The following is a 24,212-nucleotide window of genomic DNA, read 5'->3' as shown; positions in this document are numbered from 1 at the left end:
CGTTGCGTTCGTGTTACTCTCATTGTCCAAAAAAGGTGTGTTCGACTATTAGGCGTTACGACAGTCAGACAGAACCGACCGACACCAGAACCAGCAGCGCGTAGAGATAAATCAGCCCGAGGATGACGTTTCGCTTCGGTGCGCGTGGCCGCATCCCCGAGAGCCTGAGGAGCCACGAGCCAGTACCGACGAGGGGGCCGAGCCATCGACGGGTCGACTGGTTGCTGATCGCGCGTCGGAACCGGCGGACCGCCCGTAACAGTTCGGCGTCACCCAGAGTCATTGTGAGTCGTCGCTAGTGCTTCCGTCCGATCCGGACGGGCTACTGCCGCTGCTGCTCCCGTCCGAGCCGCCGTCGTCACCGGAGGTGCCCCCTCCATCGGTCGACCCGTCATCACCGGAGGTGTCATCCGATCCGTCATCCGACTCGTTGTCGTCTGCTCCATCGGTCGACCCGTCATCGCCGGAGGTGTCCCCTCCATCGGTCGACCCGTCATCACCGGAGGTATCGTCCGTTCCATCGTCCGACTCGTCGTCACCGGAGGTGTCCTCCGATCCGTCGTCGCCCGAGGTATCGTCCGTTCCATCGTCCGACTCGTCGTCCGTTCCATCGTCCGACTCGTCGTCCGTTCCATCGTCCGACTCGTCGTCACCGGAGGTGTTCTCCGATCCGTCGTCGCCCGAGGTATCGTCCGTTCCATCGTCCGACTCGTCGTCCGTTCCATCGTCCGACTCGTCGTCACCGGAGGTGTTCTCCGATCCGTCGTCGCCCGAGGTATCGTCCGTTCCATCGTCCGACTCGTCGTCCGTTCCATCGTCCGACTCGTCGTCCGTTCCATCGTCCGACTCGTCGTCCGTTCCATCGTCCGACTCGTCGTCCGTTCCATCGTCCGACTCGTCGTCCGTTCCATCGTCCGACTCGTCGTCACCGGAGGTGTTCTCCGATCCGTCGTCGCCCGAGGTATCGTCCGTTCCATCGTCCGACTCGTCGTCCGTTCCATCGTCCGACTCGTCGTCACCGGAGGTGTTCTCCGATCCGTCGTCGCCCGAGGTATCGTCCGTTCCATCGTCCGACTCGTCGTCCGTTCCATCGTCCGACTCGTCGTCACCGGAGGTGTCCTCCGATCCGTCGTCGCCCGAGGTATCGTCCGTTCCATCGTCCGACTCGTCGTCCGTTCCATCGTCCGACTCGTCGTCCGTTCCATCGTCCGACTCGTCGTCCGTTCCATCGTCCGACTCGTCGTCCGTTCCATCGTCCGACTCGTCGTCACCGGAGGTGTTCTCCGATCCGTCGTCGCCCGAGGTATCGTCCGTTCCATCGTCCGACTCGTCGTCCGTTCCATCGTCCGACTCGTCGTCACCGGAGGTGTTCTCCGATCCGTCGTCGCCCGAGGTATCGTCCGTTCCATCGTCCGACTCGTCGTCCGTTCCATCGTCCGACTCGTCGTCACCGGAGGTGTCCTCCGATCCGTCGTCGCCCGAGGTATCGTCCGTTCCATCGTCCGACTCGTCGTCCGTTCCATCGTCCGACTCGTCGTCCGTTCCATCGTCCGACTCGTCGTCACCGGAGGTGTCCTCCGATTCATCATCCGACTCGCCGTCGGTGGACGACTCCTCCGAACCATCGTCCGTCGAATTCTCGTCCGACGACTCGTCCGCACCCTCACCGGAACTCTCGTCCTCCGAGCCGTCCTCGGATGGGTTCGTCGACTCGTCGGACGAGGTGTCGGAACCGTCGTCATCGTCGGCGAAGTCGGACCCGTGGTCATCGTCGTCCGTCGCCGCTCCAGACGCACCGCCGCCGCCACCGCCACCACCACCGGAGTCCTGCTCGTCCGTGGGCGGCGCCGTCGGCTCGGGTGTCGGCGTCGGAGTGGCTGTCGGTGTCGGCGTGGGCGGCGCCGTCGGCTCGGGTGTCGGCGTCGGAGTGGCTGTCGGTGTCGGCGTGGGCGTCACCGTCGGTGCCGCCGTTCCGTTATCCGTCGACGCGTTCGCCGGGACGAGGGGGTCGGCGAACTGCGTGGTCTGCCGTGATTCGTTGGGGACGAACACGGCGAACGGACTGTAGCTCTCCGTGTACGCCGACAGCTCGATCATCCAGCCTTCGGTGTTCCACTTGACCGAGGTGTTGAGGTACTTCCACTCTCCCTCGTGCCGGTGGGCGATGGTCGCGTTCTTTGGCGACGAATCGCCGAATGCAGAGGGTTGGAGCCAGACGGACACCTTGACACAGCCCTCCCGATCCGGGATCTCGAAGTCCCGGAGGCTTCTCATCTCGCTGGCGTCGGAGGACGTCTCGACGACGTTGCCCTCCTCGATCACGTCACAAGAGACATCGTAGACCTGGTACTGCTCGTTCTGGACGACCTGTTCGATGGACAGGGTCCCCGTGGTGTTCTCGATGTCGGAGAGAACGGCGTACGTCCCGCCACCGGCGCCGGAGACGACGACAGCGAACACGACGAAGAGCGTGACGACGGCCGTCCAGTCGAATCCGGGATCGTCGAGTCGCGACATCAGCGCTTACCTCCGAGACGACCGCGAAGCGCGCGGTTCGGCCTCCCGTTGGTGCATTCCCACTCGCCGTCGTCGAACTCGTACTTACAGCCGTCCTCGCCGTCACAGAAGTTCGAACTGCTGCGAGAGGTGTTCGCGTACCCGTTACCCCGTCCGTCCAGTTTCGGGTACGTGGTCCCGTCGTTGACGCCGACCGTGAGCGAGTCCTGACTACCGTACGTGAAGACCTCGATCGTCCGTCCGTACTTGATCGCGACCGTCTCGACCGTATCGGGGATCGTGTACGCGTCGGTGTCGAGCAGGAGCGTCCGACCCTCGTCGGTCAGCTGCGGTGTGAAGTCGGTGTCGAACGCCGAACTGCCACAGAACGCCACCCAGCTTATCTCCGACACGACGTCGTCCCCGTCCGACGGATCACCCGTCGGATCGCCACAGTCCACACAGGACCACGGAAGCTCGATATCGCTCGGATCGGACACGTGTCGGGTTTGTGTCGCGTAGAAGTCGAACGAGAGCGACACGTCGGTATCCTCGACCCATTCACGAAGCTCCCACTCGGCGACGAGCAGCCACTCCGCGTCGGGCTGGAGTGTACCGACGAATTCGCCGGTTCCGAACCGGTCGCGTGCCTCGCGGAGGGTTATGTATCCGTCCGTGATCGGCATGTCTATCTCCCCGTCCCCGCTGGTGTCGATCCCGTATCGAACGTACAGCGCCTCTTCGACGTCCAGACACTGTGTACACTCCGTCCGGAACCAGACGTAGGACGGGTTGTCGACGAGGGTGAGTCGGACCTCCCGGCTCCCGCTCTCACCCGTCGATATCGTCCCGAGCGAGTCGTCGTTCCCCCACGACGGCTCGGCCTCCAGGTCGACCACGCCGGCCGATACCCTCGACTCGCCGAACGTCTCCGAGTCGTGAAACAGCGCGGCCGCTCCGCCCCCGGTCGACGCCGCAGCTCCCACGGTGGTCAGCGCCCACAGGAGCTTTCGGCGCGACAGGGAGCGGGGATCGGTCACGTCCCATCACCGCCCGTCGGTCGCGAGTGATCGCCATCCGCGGGGCTCCCCGCCGAATCGACCGTGTCGTTGGACGCCGGATCGCCCCCATCGACCGCCGTCCCACCGTCGGTTTCGGGGGCAGCACGGTGTAGATAGAGGGCGTCGTCACGGGTCATGTAGTACGTGTCCTGCTCCTCGTCGTAGATGACCCAGTCGTCGCGGTCCAGCGCCATCTGGACCAACGATTCGACCGATTCGAGCGGAATCGTGGTTCGGTCACTGATCCCGGCCGGCAACTCGCCACGCCGGACGACGCCGTCGACGGAGCGGGTCGCCCCCGAATTCGAACCGGAACCGCGGCTGGCCAGATAGAGCACGAGGCAGAACAGGAACCCGATAGCTGTCCCGGTCGCGACGGCGATAGACCACGCTTCCTGGGTCGTATACGCTACGTACGCGCTGTACGGGACGTACAGCCCGAAGAGGAGTAAGACCAGTTGGAGGCTCGACCGCGTGAGCGTGAAGCCGTCGGACTCGTCGTCGGTGGTGGAGCTGGTCTCCGCAGCCGTCGTGGTCACAGCCGGTGGCTCGTCCGCGGCGGGCGAGCCGTCTTCGCCCCCAGTTTCGGGGTCACGGACCGATTTCGCCAGTTCCCAAAGCTCCGAGAGGACGAACAGCACCATCGGCGTGAGCACGAGCACGAGGAAGCCGAGCTGTGTGTTGGCGAACTGGATCACGTGACCGATGAACGGAATCACGAAGATGACCTCGCCCACTACCCGATCGTGTGAGACGGTTCCACGGTCACGCTCCTCGTTGGCGTCGCCTTTCGTGACGTAGGCGACGCCGTTTTCGGTCGACTGCTTCTCGATCACGCGGTGGGTCGTCGGCGTGTCGCTTCCCTGCCGTTGGTACGTGATAATGTCCTGCCGTTCGATCTCGGAGGGCGGCACTTCTCGGACGATGACGGCGTCGCCGGGACTCATCCGCGGTTCCATGCTGCCGGAGAGGACGACGAGTCCGTGGTCCGCCCCGACGACGCCCGGAACGGCGTACACGATGAAAGGCGCGACGACGGCGGCGATCACGAGGATGATCAGACCGTTCACCGCCAGCCGTGGCACGTCGCGGTCACCGACGAGACTCACGCTCCACACCTCCGGCTCCGCGTGGGAACAGCCACCCGACGAGAGTCGGCTATCGTCACAGCCAGTCCCCCGTATGACTCGGCCACTCGTCGATCTCCCCCGTTGCGTCCATCACCACTAACGAGCCTTCTAACGGCCTTAGTTATCCGTCGCTTTGACAGGACAGGGCAGAAGGTAAGGCGATCCTGAAGCCGGGTCTGAACGGCGGGTGCCGCCGTTTCGATATCCGCAGGCGAAAAATCCACAAATCGCCGGCCTGAACCGGTATACGTGGCCGTTAATCGACTGCCTAACGTCCGATTAATGACCCGTTTAGGCATTGGTTACCCCTCCGTGCACGGCCGCGGATCGAAGGCAACCTGGAAGGTGGCCGAATCGCTCTGGATGATGTTCCCGACGGTGTCAGGAATCCGCCACTCGAAGGAGACGTACACTTCGTCGCCCGGCGAGAAACAGTCGGTCCCGTCGATCCTGATCCGATACTCGCCGTCCCCAGTCCCTTTCGGATCCGGATCGGCGACCTCTGCGAGAGTGCCCTCCGCGACGGTGTTGTCCCCGATGACCGGTAGCTCCTCCAGTTCGCCGTTCCCGGTGAAGATTCCCTCGTCGATCCAGACGGAAATCTCCGTGTGATCCTGCAGCTCCCCGCCGTCTTCGCCCGGAGAATCTCCGGCGTCCAACTCGGGTTCGTTCACGCCGTTTTCCGCCGTATCGGAGAGCCGAAGGAGGAGATAGAGCGCGACGGAATCGACGGTCGGCGTGTCGCGCTCGAGCAACTCGGCCCGCATCGTCACCGATCCACTGTCGCCCGGCATCACCGCCTCGTCGACGACCAGTCCCACGTCGCCCGTCTCGCCCTCCGCGTCCGTCGTGAGCCCCGTGTCTTCCTGTCTCTCGCCGTTCACGATTTCGCGCCACGAGAGGGCGATCCGTGGCGGCGCCTGTGTGAACTCGTTCGTGCGCGCGTACGTGCCGTTCACCGCCCGTTGGTTCAGATCGACCGGTTCGTAGCCGAGGGCGGCACCGGCGCGATCCACGCCAAGGTAGAGAGCCCCGACGCTCCCGGCCGCGGCGAGAATCCGTCGTCGAGTGAGCGAATCGAGCGGCATGTAGGCCCACCGACGGAATCGAACCGTCGTAGGGGCGTCCGGCGTAACCCGGAACGTCCGGCACCAGCGTGGGTAGGGTGGGGAGCGAGCCGTCTGCGATCAGGCGTCGACGTTCTCGTTGTTCATGCCGCTGCCGTCGTTGTGGCGGCACTGCTCGGTGTAGAAGCCGAGGTCGAAGCGGACCGAATCGGACTGGACCTCGTTGCCGTGGTTCTCGGGGAGCCACCAGGCGAGGCCGAAGCAGTTGGTACCGGAGGCCAGGAAGCACTCCCGATTCTCGTCGTTTTCGTCCCCGTTCAGTTCGTCGAACTGGGTTCCGCGATCCCCATCGAGCGGAATTCCGCGACCACCGTTGGCGGTGAGGGCGTTTTCGAGTTCGCCGAGGCTTCCTGTAAAGATGACTTCGTCACAGCGCCCAGTTCCTCCGACAATGTCTTGCACTATTCCTTCAGCAACTGTCACGACGTTGTCAATCGTGGCCTCGTCGAAGAAGTCCGGCTGTGCCATAGTTTGGTCACCATCATCTCCAGCGACACGGTCTCTCAGGAGGACGAGATCATCCACGCCGATCCCAGCGACCCGGATTTCTATTCCATCTTGTTGGACGCTTTCAGCTGCATCCGCAGTCTCATCTTGTTCCGTGGTAGAACTGAATCCATCACTGTTGCCAGCGTAGACCTCTGACGTGTAGCTCGGTCCTGCCGGAAGTGGGCTTCCTTCACCTTCCGTAACGGTGTACGGGATGGTGGGAGAGTCGCCACCGACGTAATCCGGATTGTCGTCGGTGGCGAGGACGATAACTTGTTTCGCATCCGGTCGACCCTGATCGTTGAGAACCTTCCGAGCCAGATCCAGCGCGTGGGGCGTGGGCGTGTTACCGCTCCCTCTAGTGGGTAAGAATTCTCTGAGGTCGGGGCTTCCGTCGCTGTCAACATCGAACTGATCGAGTGGGCCTAGGCCAGCGCGGAGAGCGGGCCTATTGAACACCGTCGGATCATCTTCACCAGCATCACTCGGTCCGTTGAATGTCAGTAACCCTGCCCGGACTTCATCAGTAGTCGTTCGTGCTTCAAGCTCGGTGAAGAAGGTATTGGCTGCGTTGGCTAGAATGTCGACATCCTCACCCGGAATACCGTTGTCGAGGTTACCTCCGATGCTCCCGGACGTATCGGCCACGACCATCACGTCGATTTTCTCTTCACACGTGATGAGATTGTCACAGTTGTTATCGTACCAGAGGGCGGTCTGAATCTTCTCGACGAGTTCAACACCCTCTCCCTCGTCCGGGTCGTCCTCTTCGGGTTCAGTGACGCCGTTTTCGCTCGCCTCAAGACCGCCCGGCATGTTCATCCAGAGGTAGCCGGGGTTGTCACAGAGATGGGTACTGAACGTGATCTCCCCGAAGTCGCCCGGTTTTACGTCCTGCAGATTGATCAGCGGCGCCGGGGAGCCGTCGTCAAGTCGCGTGTCGTCGGTATCCGTCCGGCCCAGTTCGTCGCTGTCCGGGTCTAAGCCCTCATCGTCGTTACCCACATCAGCGAGGTAGTCGCACGGTGCCCGCCCGTTCATTTCTTCTATCGGGAATTCCGTGATACCGTCGTTGTCTGCGTCGGGGTATCCCTCGATAGACGTATTGTCCATGAAGTCGTCCACGGACGGTTCAGGAACCCAGATCAAGGGCTCTGACGCTCCCGGCGGGAACTCCCGGTATCCACTGGGGTTGTCCGGGGCTTCCATCCGCACTTCGAATTCGCCTTCACCGTCGCGGATATCGTTCTCGTCCGCCGACCAGTCGGAGTAGTGCTCCTCCCAGTCCATCTTGAGGTCCAGCTCGCCCGCCACGAGCCGGTTGTTCTCGAACGTTTCCTGATCGCTGAAGTACGCGGACGTACCGAGTCCGGCCCCAGCCGATGCCACGCCGATGCTGCCGAGCGCGGCGAGCGCCTTCCGCCGTGAGAGTTCGAAATCGTTTGACATGGTTTGGTATCCTCCGATTGACCACCGTGAGGCGGCCTCGCTCCCCATCCAGGGGATGCCCACCGGCGGAGTCGAACCGCCGTCGGCGTCGGAAACGCCGTCTCCGAGTGGGTCGGTCGCGCCGTTACGTCCCGTTGTTGTCTTCCTCGTCGTCGTCGACCTCGTCTTCGAGGCCCTCGTTGTTCAGGCCGCTACCGTCGTTGTGGCGGCACTGCTCGGTGTAGAGACCCAGGTCGAAGGTCGCGCTGTCGGACTGGATTTCGTTGCCGTGGTCGACCGGCACCCACCACGCGAACGCGATGGAGTGTTCTTCGTCGGCGGAGAAGCAACCCTGTTCGCCGGTCCCGCCGCCCGCTTCGGCGTTCATGTTGCCGGGGAGCGGCGTCCCGTTGGAGCCCTCGATCATGCCCAGCACGTCGCGGAGCGATCCGGTGTAGGAGGAGGGAATCATCTCGTCGCCGTCCTGGTAGTTGTTGCCGTTGTCGATCCAGACAGCCGCCTTGACGACGTCGAGGAGTTCGACGACTCCGGCCATCTCGTCCGGGTCGTCGGCTTCGGGTTCGGTTACGCCGTTCTCGCTCTCACTGACGAGGCCGCCGTTCAGCCAGACGTACCCGGGGTTATCACACAGGATGAAGTTGAACGTAACCTCGCCGAAGTCACCCGGCTTCACGTCGCCCAGCTCGATGACGGGCTTGGGAGCGTCGTCGGCTTGCGAGATCGCTTCGCCGGCCTCACAGACGAGTTCCGTGTCCGCGTTGTACGACTGGGTTTCCGTGTTTTCGAGGAACTGCGCCGGATCGTCGACCTCGATGAGCCAGGCGTCGTTCGCCGGCAGGCCGGTGTAGCCGTCCGTGAGATCGTTCGCGGTACCCGTCGTGTTCGCGGGACCGTCCCACATGTTGACATCGACGCCCTCGCCCTCGTCGTCGCTCCAGTCCGAGTAATGCGCCGAGTACGACACGCCCATATCGAGGGTGCCGGCCGTCAGCTGGTTGTTCTCGAACGTCTCCTGATCGGAGAAGTACGCGCTCGTGCCCAGTCCGGCGCCCGCCGAGGCGACGCCGATGGTGCCGAGAGCAGCCAATGCCTTCCGCCGCGAAATGTCGAATCGTTCGTCCGTCATGGTGTGTTCCCCCCGTGAGGGGATGCCCACCGACGGAGTCGAACCGTCGTCGTGACCAGCGTGGGTGTGCCGACACTGCTATCCAACACATCTACCCCCATAGCTAATCACCAATTCTCTCACATAACGTCGGACTAAGCGGGGGAAAGGACCCATTACCCTAGCGGCCCGGATGACACGGCACGACGAGGCATTCGCGCGCGCGTAGCGCTCGCGCCTTAATTATACATTAACCACAGAGACGGCCTGAAACTCCGAAATATCCGGACCGACCAGACCAGCTAACTGGCTGTTATCCGCGTGTTCAGGCTCGGCCGTCCGCGGAGAAAGCTCCTGATAACTATGCTCTTTTGTCCTGTTGTTGTGGTCGACCCGGTCGCTACACATGAACATCGGACTACTCCAGACGGACGACGTACTTCCCGAAACGGACATCCACGACATTCTCCGAAACGACCGGCGGAGAAACGTCATCAAGTGTCTTCAGGATCGGGGGCGGGAGGTATCGCTTCGCGACCTCGCGGAACACATCGCCGAAATCGAGACGAACGAATCACCCCCGCCGAGCAACATCCGCGATAGCGTCTACGTCTCCCTCCACCAGACGCACCTCCCCAAACTCGACGACGCGGGGATCGTCGACTACGACAGCGACCGAAAGACGATCCTCCTCCGCAAATCCGCGCGGCAGGTCGATCTGTACATGGAGGTCGTCACCCGATACGGTGTCACGTGGGCAACCTACTACCGGGCAATCGGGACGATTTCGTTGCTCAGCATCGTACTCGCGTCTACCGACACGCCGCTAATCTCGACCGTCGACCCACTCCTGTGGGCGAGCTTCTTCCTCGTCGTCATCGCCGTGTCGACGCTCTATCAATTCTGGTCGCGGCGGTGGTTGTATCTGCAGCAATTATTATAACAGTAATGTGATAAATCATAGTTAACGTACATACTATTTGATGAATGCGCTCAAATAATAGCATGAATGAACTAGCTGAAAAGATAAATATTGTGGATTCTGGGCCTGGAAAGCACATATTCTCTTCTTCAAAATCAACCAACACTAATTATCTGAAACGATATTCCCAAAGCAATGCTTATTCCAACTGGGAATCCAACATAGGCTGAACAATGAGTGAAAGCCGTAGTAGCTGGTCAGAGGAGCCATACCTCCCCCCGAACGTAGAACAACCAGCGTCGTATATGGCTGATCAGTTAGGTCAAGGCTTCGTCAACCACGACCGTCGGAATCGTGAGGATGCGATTGAAGCGTTTGCCGCTGTGGACGCACTTCAGTTCTCACATCTGAACGACAAAGAGGCATATCAGGCAGCTAAAGCCCGAGTAGATGCACTGTGGGCGAAGGATGATCTGGAAGACGAATGCCGAGTCGACGGAGAAGTTGATTACGATCGGCTGGGCAGAGTAGACTGGAGTCCGGTGAAAGAGGCCTTCGAACAGCGCGCCTCTGTTACAGGAGTGGATTCCAAATACGCCGAACTAACGGCCGAGGGGTGGCGCCGGCACAAGGTCGGTGGAGATTACTGGACACCGATGATGCACGCTCAGATGCTCGAACTCCGCGTGGCACTACAGGATCCGACCTACCCTGATAAACCACGTGAAGGCCAGTCGGGGTTCGGGGCCGAACCTGCGCGGTGGACACTGGGTGTTGAACTTCACGATACTCGGCAATATCAACAGGCTCACCGAGTTATGACGCCCTACTTCCAGCGCATCCTCGACGCACACGACGAGTGAGGAGTTGGTTCGAGGGGGGGGACCGACTCGTCGATTCGTTTCCTGTTCGATATCACCCGTATAGACGGCCGTCAGGCGTTGTCCCACGACACGATGTCGGATCCCGATGGTTCGATTACTAGATCTGAAAACAGCAACCTAACAGTTATTTCCAAACCACTCCCCCAGTGGTCGTGTCATCCTATCATCAGAACGATTGGCGCTGCTACTGACAGCGCTCGGCATGACGCTTGGCTGATGAGCACGACCAGTCCGCCGGTCACCCCGCCGCCATCGCTTCCGGCGAGAACTGCGCTTCGAACACCCGGGCACCGCAGTCCTCGCAGGTGGCGGCGATGACGTCGATGGATCGGCAACACGACTCGACGGTGTCCTCGCCGAGCGTCACCGGCCCGTCACACTCCGGACACCGCTCCAGCCACAGGCGGAGCGCGCCGAGCACTTCCGTGCGTTCGTCGAAGCCGAGGCGCTCCCACGCTGGATGGCGCTCGCGGAACTCCGCTTCGGCGGCGATATCGGCCAGATACGCCGCTCGGGACTCCCACTGCCCGACCCGCGTATCGTCGATGTACGCGTCGTACGCGTCCCCGTAGGATTCGATACGGACCCGGTCGCGGTCGACGTCGAGTCCGTCGAACAGGACGGCGACGCTGTCCCGGTCGTCGTCCCGGTCGCGAAGCGACTCGATGCGGCCGTACCACGCCTCAGCGAACTCGTCGGTCAGACAGAGGTCCGTCCCGTCGCGGCACTCCTCGACCGCCTCCACGTCGAGCAGGAACGCCTCGATGTCGGCGTCGTCGTCGAGGGCCGGCGGCTCGGGGGGCTCGTACTTGTCGAACAGCTTCAACACCGAATCGGGGAGGTAGCGTTTCGTCAACGTCGGCGTCCCGGGAACCAGATAGCCCCGGAGATAGATGGCGGCGACGGAGACGACGAACACGGCGACCGCCGCCGGCGGGAAGACAGTCGCTACGAGGCCGCTGACGACGACAGCGATGACGAGATTGACGACCGTACACGGCGTACAACGATTCTCCCCGGTGTACTCCGGCTGGCGGAGGCCATGCACGCGGTCACTGAAGGACATGCGTCGATCAAGTACACTCTCTCGCTGCTCATAGATAATTGCTCGTTAAGCACGGTATGGCGGTCGCTTCTCGGGACGGGTCAGGAGTCGAGGGTCACCGCCTCGCCCGCCTGCACCGCCCGCTCGGACACCTCGACGGTCGTGTCGCCCTGCCCGATTCGATAGGTTCCCGGGTTGGCGACCGTCACCTCGAAGGTTCCGTCGGTCACCGTCGCCCGTCGGACGTATTCGAACTCGTCGCCGGGGATCGACACGTCGGCGACGAGTCGAACGCGTGCCGTCTCCGCCGGTGCAGGGCCGCGGATCGTCGCCCCGGGGACGACGCGGAACACCTTCCGCGCGCCGTCGTCGGTGGCGAACACGGCCCGGAAGTGACCGACACCGCCGATGTTGCTGATCGTGGCGCTGCCGAAGCGATCGTGGAGCGTCGACTGCACGGTCGACGCGGAGATCAGGCCGAGATGCGGCAGGTCCCGGGTGACCACGAACCCCACGCGGTCCGCGAACTCCTCGTGCCACGAGTCGGCGTCGTTCGAGAACAGGAAGTCCTCGTAGGTGCGCTCGGCATAGCTGTACGACGCCGCCTCGCCGTTCACGAAGTAGTTGTAGACGCGGTTGCGGCCCCACTTGCTGAGGACGTAGCTCTCGGGATAGGGGATGTCGTGCTCGTCGACGTACTCGGATATCCAGCGCGCCGCCTCGTAGGTGGCGTCGGTGATGACGAGTCGGCGGTCGATGAGTGCGGCGTAGAGCGAGCCGGAGCCGACGGCGACGCCCGCGAGGCCGGCGAGCAAGGCGACCCGGGTCCGGTCGGGAACGACGAGGGCGTCGTCGTCGCCCCCGTCGGCGGCGACGGCTCCATCGGTATCGCGGCCAGCGAGCCGCCGCGGAACGGGTGGCTTCACGAGGTCGAACCACGACGCGAGCAACACGAAGCCGACGCCGCCGAGGATGGCGGCGAAGGGGGCGAGTTCGCCGCCGAAGCGACGCTGGAGCGCCGCCAGCACGCCGAAGTGGATGGCGTACACGCCGACGACGAACCAGCCGGATTCGAGCCGTTGCCAGCCCCACTTGGCCGCGAAGGGGAGCATCGGGGCGGCGAGCACCGACGCGAACCCGAGGATGACGAGGACGCCGACGGCGCCGTAGTTCGCCCCGACGCCGGCGAGTTCCGCCGGCCCACTCCGGAGGAAGAAGTCGAGTCCGGCGTCCAGTTCGGTCGAGACGACCGGAATCCGTCGCACGGCGACGACGGCAGCGATGGCGAGGACGACTTCGGCGGCCGCGAGCCACGTCCACGAGCCGTCGAGGCGGCGGACGACGACGACGAGCGCCAGCAGGCCCACGCTCCCCAGCGCGAGCAAGTCGAGCGCGTAGACGACGGCTTCGAACTGCCAGCCGAGCAGCAGGTGGACGAGGTGGGCGAGCGCCGCGCCGGCGACGAGGCCGGCGACGACCGGCGCGAGCCGTTCGGGGCCGGGGCGACGAATCTCCACCAGCGCGGCGAGCGCGAGTCCCGGCGCGAGCGGGAGCAGGAGGAGCGGAGCGGCCTCCCACGCCAGCGCCTGCGCGGCGACGCCGACGGCGAGGCCGCCGGCCGCGAGCCACGTTCGGCGGTCCCGCTCGCTCCGCGAGAGCAGTTCGATCACGGCCAGCGCCGTCAGCGCGAGCCACACGTAGTCGAAGGCGTGATGATCGGCGACGCCGAGGGCCGTCCGGTATGCGTGGGCCGGCGTGACGGCGAGGAGCCCCGCGGCGGCGAGGCCGACGCGGGCGTCGTCGGTGAGCCGCGTCGCGGCACCGTACACCAGCGCCGCCGTGGCGACGGCCGCGACGACGGGATACCAGGCGACGACGAACCCCGATCCCCAGGTGCCCGCGCCGAAGGGCCAGGCCGCGACTGCAAGCGTCGCGGCGAGTAGGGGTTCGCCCCGGAGCGCTCGCTCCGGGAGCGACGGGAGCGGGCCATCTAGGAGCGCCTGATCGACGAGATACCGATAGAAGTACGGGTCGTTCGAGGCGAGGACGACCCAGTCGTCGCGGAAGACCTCCTGGATCGTCGGCAGGCGGACGAGAACGACGAGCGCAAGCGCGACGAGGAGAGCCGTGCGGACGCGGATGCGGCGGCGGTCGTCCGACGCGTCGCGTCGGTAGTCGTCGACGGCTGCACGGACGGTCTCCCGGTCGGTGAACCGATAGCCATCGGGGACCTTCTCGACGTGCCCACTGTCGACGAGGGTGACTGCCACCGCGTCGTCGACACCGGCATCTACCGGCCGCCACGCGTCTTGCTCGGCGTCGACGTCGAGCAGTCGGTCGAGCTTCGATGCGAAGTCGGGACGCGTTTCCAGAAGCGAAGCCAAGTCGGCATCGTCGGTCATGATTTCATACAGGCCAACTGCAACGTCATCGTGTCGTCGACGCCGTATCGTGGACTAGCGCCTCCAGACCGTCTCGGAGGGTCGTCCGCGGTTCGTAGCCGAGTTGATCACATGCCCGTTCGATGTTCGCCTCGCTCTCGTCGATGTCGCCAGCTCTGGGTTCAGTGTGGACGATGTCGGACGACGAATCCGTCACGTCGACGATCAATTCCGCCAACCGGTTGATCGTTACACTCTTGCCAGTTCCAACGTTGTACGCGTCGCCGGTCTGTTCGGTTACCGCAGCGAGAAGATTTGCCCGAACGACGTCGGAGACGTGAACGAAATCTCGCGTCTGGGTGCCGTCGCCGTGGACGGGGAGTTCCTCGTTCCCTCGAGCACGGGTGAGGAACGCGTCGATGACGCCGCTGTAATCGGTTCCGATGCCGCCGGGACCGTAGACGTTGAAATATCGGAGGGCAACGGTGTCCAAGTCGTATAGGTCGGCGTACAGTCGCATATATCGATCGGCCGAGAGCTTCTCCGCGCCGTACGGTGACGACGGGGTTTTCGGCTGGGATTCCGTGACAGGGACGGAGGAGGGCTCGCCGTAGACGGCGGCACTGGAGGCGAACACGACACGCGCGTTCACGTCCCGTGCCGCCTCGAGCACGTTCAGCGTACCGTCAACGTTCACCCGGTGGCTCTCGATGGGGTCTGCCACGGATCGATCGACGCTGATGTTGGCTGCCTGATGGAAGACGATATCCACGTCCGAACACGCGTGATCGACTGTCTCCGCGTCCCGAATGTCCCCTTCAACGAACTCGGCGTCGTCGGAAGCGGTCGAACGCGACCCACGGGAGCAGTTATCCAAGACGCGAACGTCGTTGTCGGCAACCAACGCATCGACGAGGTGGCTACCGATGAAGCCGGCACCGCCGGTTACGAGGATCGAACGATCGGTGGGGCCGAGAGAAGTCATGGAAGTGTACTGATCAGTTCGTCGAGGGAGATATTGATAGTTCCGTCGGTGGACATGCTATCGAAGGAATCCGAGGGCATCATTGACGACCATCCAGAGCTGGCGCAAGAGGATTCGCAGGTCGAACCAGAACGACTGATTTCGGATATAGGCCACGTCGTATCGGAGTTTCTCTGCAGGTTCCGTGCTGGCCACATCGTTGATCTGTGCGAGGCCAGTGAGACCGGGGCGGACGAACCACCGCTGTTGCCAAGTGCGAACGCTCTGCTGGATATCCTCGTCGAGTTCCGGGCGTTCGGGACGTGGGCCAACGACGCTCATATCGCCGACGAGGATCGACCAGAGCTGTGGGATTTCGTCGAGATGTGTTTCCCGAAGGATGCGCCCCACGCGAGTCACGCGCGGGTCGACGTCGCCGCTGTCCTCGGCGCTGAGGACGGCTCCGGTGTCAGCCTCCGCTTCCGGGACCATACTTCGGAACTTGTAGACTGTGAAGGTGTCACCGAACTCGGCTGTCCGCTCCTGGCTGTAGAGGACCGGACCTGGGCTGTCGAGTTTGATCGCGACGGCGATGACGAACAGCAGGGGAGCGAGGACGAGCATCGCGGTTGCAGCGAAACATATGTCGAACAGTCGCTTGGTCAACCGTTCCTGCAGGTCCCAGGGTTCGAGGTCGATGGCGACGAACTCGTCCCGTTCGACGCCGGTCGTCAACACGGCGTCGGCGTGCTGGTCGTGGACCATGGCCGGGATACCGACGTCGAAGCACGTATCCAACGTCCCGAAGAATTCGCCGCGATCGGGCCGTGAGAAGGCGAGGATGGCGGCGTCGGCGTCGTGGCGAATCAGAATCTCGTCGAGACGGGAAAGACCACCGAGACACGTCGCGTTGGGAACGTTCCCGCCATCAGCCGCCGCCCCCCCATCCGTGACTGCAGTCGAGCGGCCGGCGTCGTCGGTCAGTAGCGACGGCGCCACGTAGCCGACGACGGGGACGTCCGTTCCACAGGTTACCTCGTCGATAGTTTCCGGATCGTCCCCGACGACCACCGTCCGCTCGGGATCGACCCGCGGGCTCCGCCGGATGACGACGAACCACGCCGGCAGCAGGGCGCCCATGGCGAGCGTCGTGAGGACGAGGGTGGTCCGGGGGAGGCGGTACGTGTAGTCGAAGTAGCCGACGGCCGCGAGGGCGACGGCGACGAGGAACACCCGTCGCTCGACCAGCATGATCGTATCCAGCACGCGCCGGGGCCGCGGCTTGAACAGTGGGAGGAGGGCAGCGAGGGCGACGAACAGCGTGGTTGCGATGGCGAGCGAGAGGTCGCCGTTCGAGAGGGTCGTCGCCGGCAACCGACCGAAGACCGGCACCACGTCGGTCAGTCGCTGTGCAGCCGGATGGTTCGCGACGCCGACACTCCCCACCACCAGCGCTGCGGCTCCCACCCCACTGGTGAATCGATACCGCCACCCCGAGAGCATTACCAGTGGAGTGTGCATACAGCTATTTGGTTAGTTAGTTGTTAACCGTGTCTCTTGACGCTGGTGGCCGATTCGGACCGGAAGGTAATCCGGACCTACCGGATAGTAGGCCGCGCATGAACCCGGGTAACCGAGAATTACCGGGGTCAAACGAGCAGGCCGCCGGCGACGGCGAGGGCGCCGAGGCCCACACAGAGGAGCCAGACCGCGACTCGACGGACGACCCGCATCAGCAGGTCGATGGTCGCGTAGCCGACGACGGCGGCGACGACGAGGGCGACGACGCCGGCGGTGGGCGAGACGCCGATGCCACCCCCGCGGACGACGCCGACGGTGCCGCCGATGAGCGCGGCGGGGATGCTGAGCAGGAAGGAGAGCCGGAACGAGGCCGGGCCGTCGTGGCCCCGCAGGAGGAGGGCACTCGTCGTCGTGCCGGAGCGGGAGACGCCGGGGAGGATGGCGAGTCCCTGAAGGCCGCCGACCAGGACGGCGTCGAGGGCGTCGGGCGTCTCCCGCGTCGCCAGCGACCGAGCGTCCGCGAACCGCTGGAGGAGGCCGGTGGCGACGAGGAGGGCGCCGATGAGCGCGACGAACGCGCCACCGGTCAGTTCGGTCACGAGCGCGTCCAGCGCGAGGAGGGCGACGAGACCCACCGCCGACGAGGCGGCAGTCGCGAGGACGACGAAGGAGAGCGTCGCCGTCTCGCCGTCGAACGCCGACTCCGGGCGGAGCGACGACCACGAGGCGAGCGCGGTCCGCACCTCGTCGCGGTAGTACGCGGTGGCCGAGAGCGCCGTCCCGAGGTGGACGAAGAGGGCGTAGGAGACGGCGACGCCCGGCGCGGTGCCGAGCGCCGTCAGGGCGATGGCGATGTTGCCCTCGCTGGAGATCGGGAGCCACTCGAACACCCCTTGCAGGAGCCCCACGACGACGGCGACCAGATGCGGGTCCATACGGGGAGGAACCTGTCAGGGGTTATAGAAGGTTGGGAAGCGGCGGTCGGCGACGGCGCCTACGCGGGGCGACGAACGCGGCCGTGGCCCGTCGGGGCGCGGGCGGACCGGTCGAGTCGACGGCCACACAGCAGGAGCACCGCCAGCGCCGGGGCGGCAGGGTGGACGAGAGCGAGGAGGGGAACGACGAACAGGGCCGTCAGGAGCGGGTCGCTCTCGGCTCGGTCGGCGAGTCGTTCACGTCGGGGGCGGGTGGTGTGGATGGGGAACATCGGTGGGGGAGGATGTCGACGGCGTCGGGAGGGGAGCGTGTGAGGGCCGAAGCGGGGAGGGGGACGCCGCCGGATATGAGCCGGATGTTTTGTTTGTTCGGCTCATCCCGAACAAACGGACCAAACGATTTAATACTTACGGTCCATCGAGTAGGGACGTGAACGCACGGCGAACCGAGTATCACTGCGGGGGGCGACGATGAGCGGGGACGACGCCGAGGCGGTCCGGCGCGACGTGATCGAATCGATGGAGCGGTCGGCCGAGGTGTACGGGTTGAGCCGGAGCGCCGGCCGGGTGTACGGCGTGCTCTACTTCGCCGCGGGGCCGCTGTCCATCCCCGAACTAGTCGAAGAGACGGGCTACGCGAAGTCGACGATCAGCAACGTGACGCGGAAACTCACGCGCATCGGTCTGATTCGCCGGCGCTCGACCGGCGGCGGCGGCCGGCGCGTGCAGTTCGAACCCGAGACCGACCTCTGGTTCGTCGTGCAGGACGTCTTCCAGCAGTACGTCGCGCGGGAGATGGAGACGACCCGTCGGACGCTCGACCGGGCGCTGGACCGACTGGAGGAGGCCGAAATCGACGAGGACGACCCGGCGTACGACCGCGTGGCGGCGCTCGCGGCGACCTACGACGAGTTCGAGACGCTCCTCGAACTCGCGATGGACCATTCGGTCCCCGAGTTGATCGAAGCCATCGAGGCCTACGAAGAGTGAGAGGACGGTCGCCGTCGACGCTCGCCGAGACGAGCGGATCGGGGGACGGTACTCCCCTCAGTCACCAGGAGACGGTGTAGACGCAGGCGTCGTCGCCGTCGCGTCGACACCGCTCGCCACGTTCCTCGACGACGACGAACGATTCGACGGGCGCGTATCGCCGGGCGACGGCCCGGATCAACCCCCGGTCGAACTCGCAGGGGTAGGGGTTCTCGCAGATCATCTCGCCCGTCCGCTCGCCGGTCGTCTCGAAGTCGTAAGAGCCGATGTCGCCGCCGCGGTGGTTGCGCCGGTAGGCGTCGTCGATGGACTGCAGGCCCGCCTCGACCGACGAGACGCCGGTTGGCCACTCGGCCACGTCGGGAATCTGCTCGCCGAGTCGGTCCAGAATGTGCGGTTCGAGCTCCGCGGCGATGGCCTCGAACGTGTTCAGCCACGCCTGCTGGGGGTACCACTCGTCGGCGGAGGGGTCCTCGATGCCGTTGGCCGCGAGGGCGTCGAACGCCGTCTCGCGGTAGGCGTCCGAAAAGCGGGACAGGGCGTCGTCGGCGACGGCGATGATCGTTCGGCCATGGACCTCCACGTCCTCGTCGAACGCCTCGTAGGGAGCCATTCGTACGGACGAGGCGAGCGGACGGACATATAGGTTGGTGAGACGCCTCAGCCGAGCGGCGGGCGAAGCGCGTCGATCCGCCGGCACCGATAGAAGCGCACGCGTCGCACGAGCAGTTTCCACCCGGTGACCGCGACTGTCGCGCCGGCGGCGTTGACGAGGATGTCCCCCACGTCGAAGGTGCGGTAGGCGAGCGTCGACTGGATCAGCTCGATACCGGCGCCGTACGCCGTCGCGAACGCGAACACGACACAGAGAACCTGCCAGTCCGGCCGCGGACTGGTCTGGAGGGCGTACGCGAGCACGAACGCCAGCCCGGCGTAGCCGACGGCGTGGAGCCACGCGGTCAGGGGGAACACGTCCAGCGGACCGAGTGCGCGGCCCGTCGTTCCCGGCGGGCGAACGACGGAGAAGACGAGGAGGGTCGCGAGCACCGCGACCACCAGCGACCAGCGGAGCCACCGTGGGACGAGGGGCAGTCGGAGGCGGAAGCCGGTCATAGGTGTCCTACGTGGCCGGACGGCAAAACCTCGGGTGGTATCGCGAGCGCACGAGGGGGAGACCACTTAAGGGGTATCACTTAATCCCGTTCGCGTCCACGACCCGATGGACATGGCCGGTGTGCCACGATGATCCGCGTCGACTGGCGGGTGAGCTGTCGGCTGGTCGGGACGGTCCTGAAGTGGCTCTGGGTGCCGCTCGCGCTCCCGTTCGGCATCGCGCTCGTCGACGGGAGCGCCCCCCTTCCCTTCGTGGTGCCGATGGCCGGCACCGCCGCCCTCGGCGTCGGCCTCGAACGGCTGACCGAGCGGAGCGACCTGCGGGCCCGCGAGGCCTTTCTCATGGTGTCGCTCACCTGGCTCGGCGTCGCCGTCGTCGGCGCCGTCCCCTTCGTCCTCGCGGGGCAGGGGACGCTGGCCGACCCGGTGAACGCGCTGTTCGAGAGCATGAGTGGCATCACGACGACGGGTGCGACCGTCGTCGTCGACTTCGACCGCCACTCGCGGGCGATACTCCTGTGGCGGGCGCTGCTCCAGTGGTTGGGTGGTCTCGGCATCCTCGTCCTGGCGACGGCCATCTTCTCACAGCTCTCCGTCGGCGGCGCGCAGTTGATGGAGACGGAGAGCCAGACGGGAGACAACAGCCGGCTCACGCCGCGCATCTCCGAAACGGCGACGCTCCTCGGAAAACTGTACCTCGGCCTGACCGGGCTACAGGTGACCGTCCTCTACGGGCTCCATCTGGGGGGGCTCGCCCCCGAAATGACGCTCTACGACGCCGTCGCCCACGCGTTCACCACCATCTCGACGGCCGGGTTCTCGCCACGCGCCGACAGCATCGCCGCCTTTTCGCCCGCCGTTCAGTGGGCGATCATCCCGTTCATGATCCTCGGCGCGACGAGTTTCGTCCTCATCTACTTCGTCCTCCGAGGGAACGTCGGTCGCCTCCGCGAGAGCGACGAGTTCCGGTTCTACGTCGGTATCCTCGCCTTTTTCGCCGTCGTCGTGGCTCTCGTGGAGACGGCCGACGCGACGTACGGGAGCGCCGAGGCCGTCGCCCGCCACTCCCTGTTTCAGGTCGTCTCCATCGTTACGACAACCGGCTACGCGAGTACCGACTTCAACCTCTGGTCGTCGTCGGCCAAACATCTCCTCTTCGTCTGCATGTTCATCGGTGGCATGGCCGGGAGCACGACGTGTTCGATCAAGACGCTCCGCTGGCTGGTCGTGCTCAAGGCGTTCCGCCGCGATCTGTTCGTCGCCGCCCAGCCGAGCGCCGTCCGGCCGGTCCGACTGAGCGGCGACGTCGTCGACGAGGAGACCATCCGGGACATCTACGCGTACACGCTCGTGAGCCTCGTCATCTTCATCGTCGCGACGGTGTTCGTCGTCATCGACGCCTCGCGCGTCGGCCTCGCCATCACCGAGTTCGAGGCGATGGGCGCCGCCGCCTCCACCTTCTTCAACGTCGGCCCCGCGTTCGGCATCGCCGGCCCGTTCGCGAGCTACGCACCCTTCCCGCGGTCGACCAAACTCGCGATGACGTTTCTCATGTGGATCGGTCGCATCGAGATCATCCCCGTGTTCGTGCTGTTGACGCCGTCGTACTGGCGTGCTTGATCGGGCACTACTCCGCTTCGGACTCGACGATCCGAACGTCACCCGTCTCGGAGACGTGGATCCGGACGCCGGCGAAGGGAAAGGAGAGGCGGTATCGCCCGCCCCCGTCCCCCGTGAGTTCGTCGAGTGCGTCGGGGTCGACGGCGTCGTAGAGCGGGGGGAGGTCGAGCGGATCGAGGCCGAGAGCGTCCGAGACGCGGTCGACGACCCGGGTGCTCGTGGGATCCATCGAATCGTCGGAGGGCGTCCTGCCCGTCATCGTTCGTCAGTCGCCCGCACTCTCTACGGCGCTCCGCGCTGGCGCCCCGAGAAGCTGTGGTCTGAGAAGCGCGACCGGAAGCTGGAGTCCGAGGTCGGTCAGCGAGACGGTTCGTTGCTCCGTATCCCACTCTACGAGCCCCGCGTCCGCGAGGCGTGGCAGGTGACCGTGATACAACTGCAGTTCGACTTGCGCCGCTCGCTCGTCGGTCCGAGACTGGTCGGCCGTCCGAAGGAGGTAGTCCGTCACGTCCGCAACGTCCACGCATCCCGTCCGCTGTGTCAGGAACTGCAGCACCGTCCGTCGCGTCTCGCTAGCCAGCGACTCGTAGAGCGGCGTCCAATCGATCGGCTTGTGGGTGGGGGTAGACATTCGAACGAACGTACGTCGCAATCTCGCCTAAGAATACTGCCTGATATCACAGGCTATTTTTAAATAAGCCCTGTGTGTCATCGTCGAAGGTCCGCAGCGGACGGGGACAACAGCGACTTCCGCAACACCTTGTTGGCGCCGCGCCGGAGGTTTTCGGAAACCGACTGTTCGGTGACGCCGAGTTTCTCGCCGACTGCGCCGAGGGTCGTCCGGCGCGGGACTTCGAAGTAGCCGTCCTGGACCGCGGTGACGAGCGCGCTTCGCTGGGCTTTCGTCAGGTCGAACGAGTAGCCACCGTCCTGATCCTCGGCCAACGTGTAGACTCGATCCAGTTGGAACCGGATTTCGTGGCTCGTACAGTAGTTGTGGAAACCGGTCATGCCGGAGTGGTCGTCGAACCGGATGCGGAAGTGCCACTTCTCGTTACCGGCCGCCTCCAGAATCGTCGCGTTCGTCTCGGCCATGCCGTAGATGAGGCTCTCGACCTGTTCGTCCCACTCGACGCGGTAGAGGGCGCTGTCCTCGACGACGTCGAGTGCGGTGAGACCCTGTACGTACTCGCTGGCGCGAATGGCGGCTTCGAACGCGTCCAGATCGCCTCCCTGTACCCAGACGTAGGGCATCACGCGGCCCGAGGCAGGGACGACACGCTCCATTTCGACGTGGGTGTCCGGGTCGAGTGCGAGAACTTGCCCGAGAATGAACTGATCGGAGTCGATGGTGAACTCGGCGATAACTGCCATGGACATTGATGGCATTCCACCCATGTAGAACCAGGGGGCGTCCACCCCGCACCCGAGCGAGCGGGTTAAGATGCGGGCCGCGCTACCACTAGTCATGAGAACGATCACCTGGGACGACGAGCGCGACTGCATCGTGATGATCGACCAGACGAAACTCCCCGCGGAGCACACTACGTACCACGCCGAGACGGTGCCCGAACTGATCGAGAGCATCGAGATGTTGCGAATCCGCGGGGCCTCGGGGCTCGGGGCGGCCGGTGCCTACGGCGTCGCCCTCGCGACGCGCCGGAACGACGCCGACGACTTCGAGGCGTTCGTCGACGCCGTGGCGACCGACGCCGAGGCCATCGCGACTGCGCGGCCGACGGCGGTGAACCTCTCACGCGAGGTGGACTCGCTGCGCGGCGTCCTCCGGAGCTGTACGTCGATCCCCGAGGCGCGGGAGCGGACGCTCGCGGCGGCCGAGGAACTCGCCGACGTGGACGTGGCACGGAACAAGCGGCTCGGGGAACACGGCGCCGAACTCCTCGACGACGGCGACACGGTGATGACCCACTGCAACGCCGGCGCTCTCGCGACCGTCGACTGGGGGACGGCGCTCGGGGTCGTCTACTCCGCACAGGAGGCGGGCAAGCGGGTCGACGTGATCGCGAACGAGACGCGGCCGCTGAACCAGGGCTCGCGGATCACGACCGTCGAACTGCAAGAGCGCGGCGTCGAGACGACGCTCGTCCCCGACAACGCCAGCGGGCTGTGCATGCAGCAGGGGATGGTCGACGCGGTGATCGTCGGTGCCGACCGGGTCGTCCTCGACGGCGGCGAGGAGTTCGGCGATCAGGGAGTCGTCTTCAACAAGATCGGCACGTACAAACAGGCCGTGCTCGCCGACCGCCACGACGTGCCGTTCGTCGTCGCCGCGCCGCACGCGACGATAGACACCGAGCGAAGCGCCGACGAGGTGGAGATCGAACAGCGCGACGGCGACGAACTCAGAGAGATCTACGGGACACAGAACGCGCCGCCGGAGACGGCCGTCTACAACCCCGCCTTCGACGCGACGCCGATGGAACTCGTCGACTACCTCGTCACGGAGACGGGCGTGTACGAGCCGCCGCTCGACCGCGCGGCCTTCGAGGCCGAAGCGGATCGGGCGACCCCGTGAGCGGCGTCACTCGATCTCGATTTCGACGCCGGCGTCCCGCGTCGGCGTCGAGCCGTCGCGGGCCAGGTCGGCGAGCGCGAGGCCGACGTTCCGCGTGTTGGCCTTCCACGCCGCGTCGAAGAGGTCGCCGACGACTGGCACCGAGCCGCCGGCCACGTCGATACCGATGTGCGCGAGCATCCGGACGAGAGTCCGGGAGGAAACGCCGAGGCGGGCCGACTCGACGACGATGTACAGCGAAAGCACGCCGCTCACCGCGTCGCCGGCGACGGGGAGGAGGCCGAGCAACGGGTCCAGACCGATCCGGAAGTCAGTCCCCGGAATCCGGACGCTGTCGTCGAGGACGCGCGCCACGACGCGTAGCCGCCGAACGGCCGCGCGGTCGACCGACTGGGGCAGGTCGTCGATCGGTGCGTCGAACGCGGACGCGAGGTGGTCGCTCAT

At 64.9% G+C, this 24,212-nt stretch carries 24 protein-coding genes; 5 read left to right on the top strand and 19 right to left on the bottom strand.

The annotated features are described in order from the left end of the window. Nucleotides 1-64 precede the first annotated feature (64 nt). From DU484_RS19520 to DU484_RS08335, 7 genes are all read right to left on the bottom strand, one after another. A complete protein-coding gene (locus DU484_RS19520) occupies nucleotides 65-283 on the bottom strand; it encodes a hypothetical protein (RefSeq protein ID WP_157969294.1) in 219 nt (72 codons plus the stop codon). After that, nucleotides 280-2,517 (bottom strand): hypothetical protein, encoded by a 2,238-nt coding sequence (locus DU484_RS08360; protein ID WP_114605681.1) that lies wholly within the window; start codon nucleotides 2,515-2,517, stop codon nucleotides 280-282. Before DU484_RS08360 ends, DU484_RS19520 begins: the two co-directional genes overlap by 4 nt. Continuing rightward, a complete protein-coding gene (locus tag DU484_RS08355) occupies nucleotides 2,517-3,536 on the bottom strand; it encodes a hypothetical protein (RefSeq protein WP_114605680.1) in 1,020 nt (339 codons plus the stop codon). The genes DU484_RS08360 and DU484_RS08355 overlap by 1 nt, the downstream gene beginning before the upstream one ends. Next, the gene (locus tag DU484_RS08350; protein WP_222844891.1) at nucleotides 3,533-4,666 is read right to left on the bottom strand and encodes a signal peptidase I; all 1,134 of its coding nucleotides are present in this window, start codon (nucleotides 4,664-4,666) and stop codon (nucleotides 3,533-3,535) included. Before DU484_RS08350 ends, DU484_RS08355 begins: the two co-directional genes overlap by 4 nt. A gap of 323 nt (nucleotides 4,667-4,989) precedes the next feature. After that, nucleotides 4,990-5,775: a hypothetical protein gene (locus DU484_RS08345; protein WP_114605679.1), complete on the bottom strand. Its 786-nt coding sequence runs from the start codon at nucleotides 5,773-5,775 to the stop codon at nucleotides 4,990-4,992. A 99-nt stretch (nucleotides 5,776-5,874) separates the two neighbouring features. Further along, nucleotides 5,875-7,752: a vWA domain-containing protein gene (locus DU484_RS20750; protein ID WP_157969542.1), complete on the bottom strand. Its 1,878-nt coding sequence runs from the start codon at nucleotides 7,750-7,752 to the stop codon at nucleotides 5,875-5,877. Nucleotides 7,753-7,876: 124 nt separating this feature from the next. Then, nucleotides 7,877-8,878, bottom strand: a complete 1,002-nt coding sequence (locus DU484_RS08335; protein WP_157969541.1) for a SipW-dependent-type signal peptide-containing protein — start codon at nucleotides 8,876-8,878, stop codon at nucleotides 7,877-7,879. Between the two features lie 385 nt (nucleotides 8,879-9,263). Between DU484_RS08335 and DU484_RS08330 the strand changes: the two genes are divergently transcribed. Both DU484_RS08330 and DU484_RS08325 read left to right on the top strand, forming a co-directional pair. Continuing rightward, nucleotides 9,264-9,800, top strand: coding sequence for a DUF7344 domain-containing protein (locus DU484_RS08330; protein WP_114585572.1), 537 nt, complete (start codon nucleotides 9,264-9,266; stop codon nucleotides 9,798-9,800). Between the two features lie 284 nt (nucleotides 9,801-10,084). Next, nucleotides 10,085-10,642, top strand: coding sequence for a hypothetical protein (locus DU484_RS08325; RefSeq protein WP_114605677.1), 558 nt, complete (start codon nucleotides 10,085-10,087; stop codon nucleotides 10,640-10,642). A gap of 259 nt (nucleotides 10,643-10,901) precedes the next feature. Here DU484_RS08325 and DU484_RS08320 read toward each other — a convergent pair whose 3' ends face one another. The 6 genes from DU484_RS08320 to DU484_RS08295 form a co-directional block, all read right to left on the bottom strand. Beyond that, nucleotides 10,902-11,729 (bottom strand): hypothetical protein, encoded by an 828-nt coding sequence (locus DU484_RS08320; protein WP_114605676.1) that lies wholly within the window; start codon nucleotides 11,727-11,729, stop codon nucleotides 10,902-10,904. Nucleotides 11,730-11,809: 80 nt separating this feature from the next. After that, nucleotides 11,810-14,110, bottom strand: coding sequence for an STT3 domain-containing protein (locus DU484_RS08315; RefSeq protein ID WP_114605675.1), 2,301 nt, complete (start codon nucleotides 14,108-14,110; stop codon nucleotides 11,810-11,812). 25 nt (nucleotides 14,111-14,135) lie between these two features. After that, on the bottom strand, nucleotides 14,136-15,074 hold the full coding sequence (locus tag DU484_RS08310; RefSeq protein WP_114605674.1) for an NAD-dependent epimerase/dehydratase family protein: 939 nt from the start codon (nucleotides 15,072-15,074) through the stop codon (nucleotides 14,136-14,138). 57 nt (nucleotides 15,075-15,131) lie between these two features. After that, entirely contained in the window at nucleotides 15,132-16,574 is a 1,443-nt protein-coding gene (locus DU484_RS08305; protein ID WP_262342905.1) for a sugar transferase, read from the bottom strand. 128 nt (nucleotides 16,575-16,702) lie between these two features. Next, entirely contained in the window at nucleotides 16,703-17,509 is an 807-nt protein-coding gene (locus DU484_RS08300; protein WP_114585567.1) for an undecaprenyl-diphosphate phosphatase, read from the bottom strand. A gap of 59 nt (nucleotides 17,510-17,568) precedes the next feature. After that, a complete protein-coding gene (locus tag DU484_RS08295; protein WP_114585566.1) occupies nucleotides 17,569-17,781 on the bottom strand; it encodes a hypothetical protein in 213 nt (70 codons plus the stop codon). Between the two features lie 199 nt (nucleotides 17,782-17,980). On the opposite strand from DU484_RS08295, the gene DU484_RS08290 reads away from it, so the two are divergent. Continuing rightward, on the top strand, nucleotides 17,981-18,499 hold the full coding sequence (locus DU484_RS08290; RefSeq protein WP_114585565.1) for a GbsR/MarR family transcriptional regulator: 519 nt from the start codon (nucleotides 17,981-17,983) through the stop codon (nucleotides 18,497-18,499). A 61-nt stretch (nucleotides 18,500-18,560) separates the two neighbouring features. Here DU484_RS08290 and DU484_RS08285 read toward each other — a convergent pair whose 3' ends face one another. Together DU484_RS08285 and DU484_RS08280 are read right to left on the bottom strand one after the other, a co-directional pair. Further along, on the bottom strand, nucleotides 18,561-19,112 hold the full coding sequence (locus tag DU484_RS08285) for a hypothetical protein (RefSeq protein WP_114605673.1): 552 nt from the start codon (nucleotides 19,110-19,112) through the stop codon (nucleotides 18,561-18,563). 47 nt (nucleotides 19,113-19,159) lie between these two features. After that, on the bottom strand, nucleotides 19,160-19,612 hold the full coding sequence (locus tag DU484_RS08280; RefSeq protein ID WP_114605672.1) for a VanZ family protein: 453 nt from the start codon (nucleotides 19,610-19,612) through the stop codon (nucleotides 19,160-19,162). 129 nt (nucleotides 19,613-19,741) lie between these two features. Here DU484_RS08280 and DU484_RS08275 point away from each other — a divergent pair, with 129 nt between their 5' ends. Beyond that, the gene (locus DU484_RS08275; protein ID WP_114605671.1) at nucleotides 19,742-21,232 is read left to right on the top strand and encodes a TrkH family potassium uptake protein; all 1,491 of its coding nucleotides are present in this window, start codon (nucleotides 19,742-19,744) and stop codon (nucleotides 21,230-21,232) included. A gap of 7 nt (nucleotides 21,233-21,239) precedes the next feature. Here the strand turns inward: DU484_RS08275 and DU484_RS08270 are convergent, their stop codons facing one another. From DU484_RS08270 to DU484_RS08260, 3 genes are all read right to left on the bottom strand, one after another. Then, a complete protein-coding gene (locus DU484_RS08270) occupies nucleotides 21,240-21,461 on the bottom strand; it encodes a HalOD1 output domain-containing protein (RefSeq protein WP_114585561.1) in 222 nt (73 codons plus the stop codon). A 36-nt stretch (nucleotides 21,462-21,497) separates the two neighbouring features. Continuing rightward, nucleotides 21,498-21,863, bottom strand: a complete 366-nt coding sequence (locus DU484_RS08265; RefSeq protein WP_114605670.1) for a DUF7344 domain-containing protein — start codon at nucleotides 21,861-21,863, stop codon at nucleotides 21,498-21,500. Between the two features lie 77 nt (nucleotides 21,864-21,940). After that, nucleotides 21,941-22,612 (bottom strand): helix-turn-helix domain-containing protein, encoded by a 672-nt coding sequence (locus DU484_RS08260; RefSeq protein WP_262342904.1) that lies wholly within the window; start codon nucleotides 22,610-22,612, stop codon nucleotides 21,941-21,943. Nucleotides 22,613-22,700: 88 nt separating this feature from the next. Here DU484_RS08260 and mtnA point away from each other — a divergent pair, with 88 nt between their 5' ends. Further along, a complete protein-coding gene (gene mtnA, locus DU484_RS08255; RefSeq protein ID WP_114605669.1) occupies nucleotides 22,701-23,768 on the top strand; it encodes an S-methyl-5-thioribose-1-phosphate isomerase in 1,068 nt (355 codons plus the stop codon). 6 nt (nucleotides 23,769-23,774) lie between these two features. Here the strand turns inward: mtnA and DU484_RS08250 are convergent, their stop codons facing one another. Continuing rightward, entirely contained in the window at nucleotides 23,775-24,212 is a 438-nt protein-coding gene (locus DU484_RS08250) for a DUF4112 domain-containing protein (RefSeq protein WP_114605668.1), read from the bottom strand.

The organism is Haloplanus rubicundus (assembly GCF_003342675.1).
Classification (GTDB): Archaea; Halobacteriota; Halobacteria; order Halobacteriales; family Haloferacaceae; genus Haloplanus; species Haloplanus rubicundus.
This window is presented reverse-complemented; position numbering and strand designations above follow the sequence as displayed.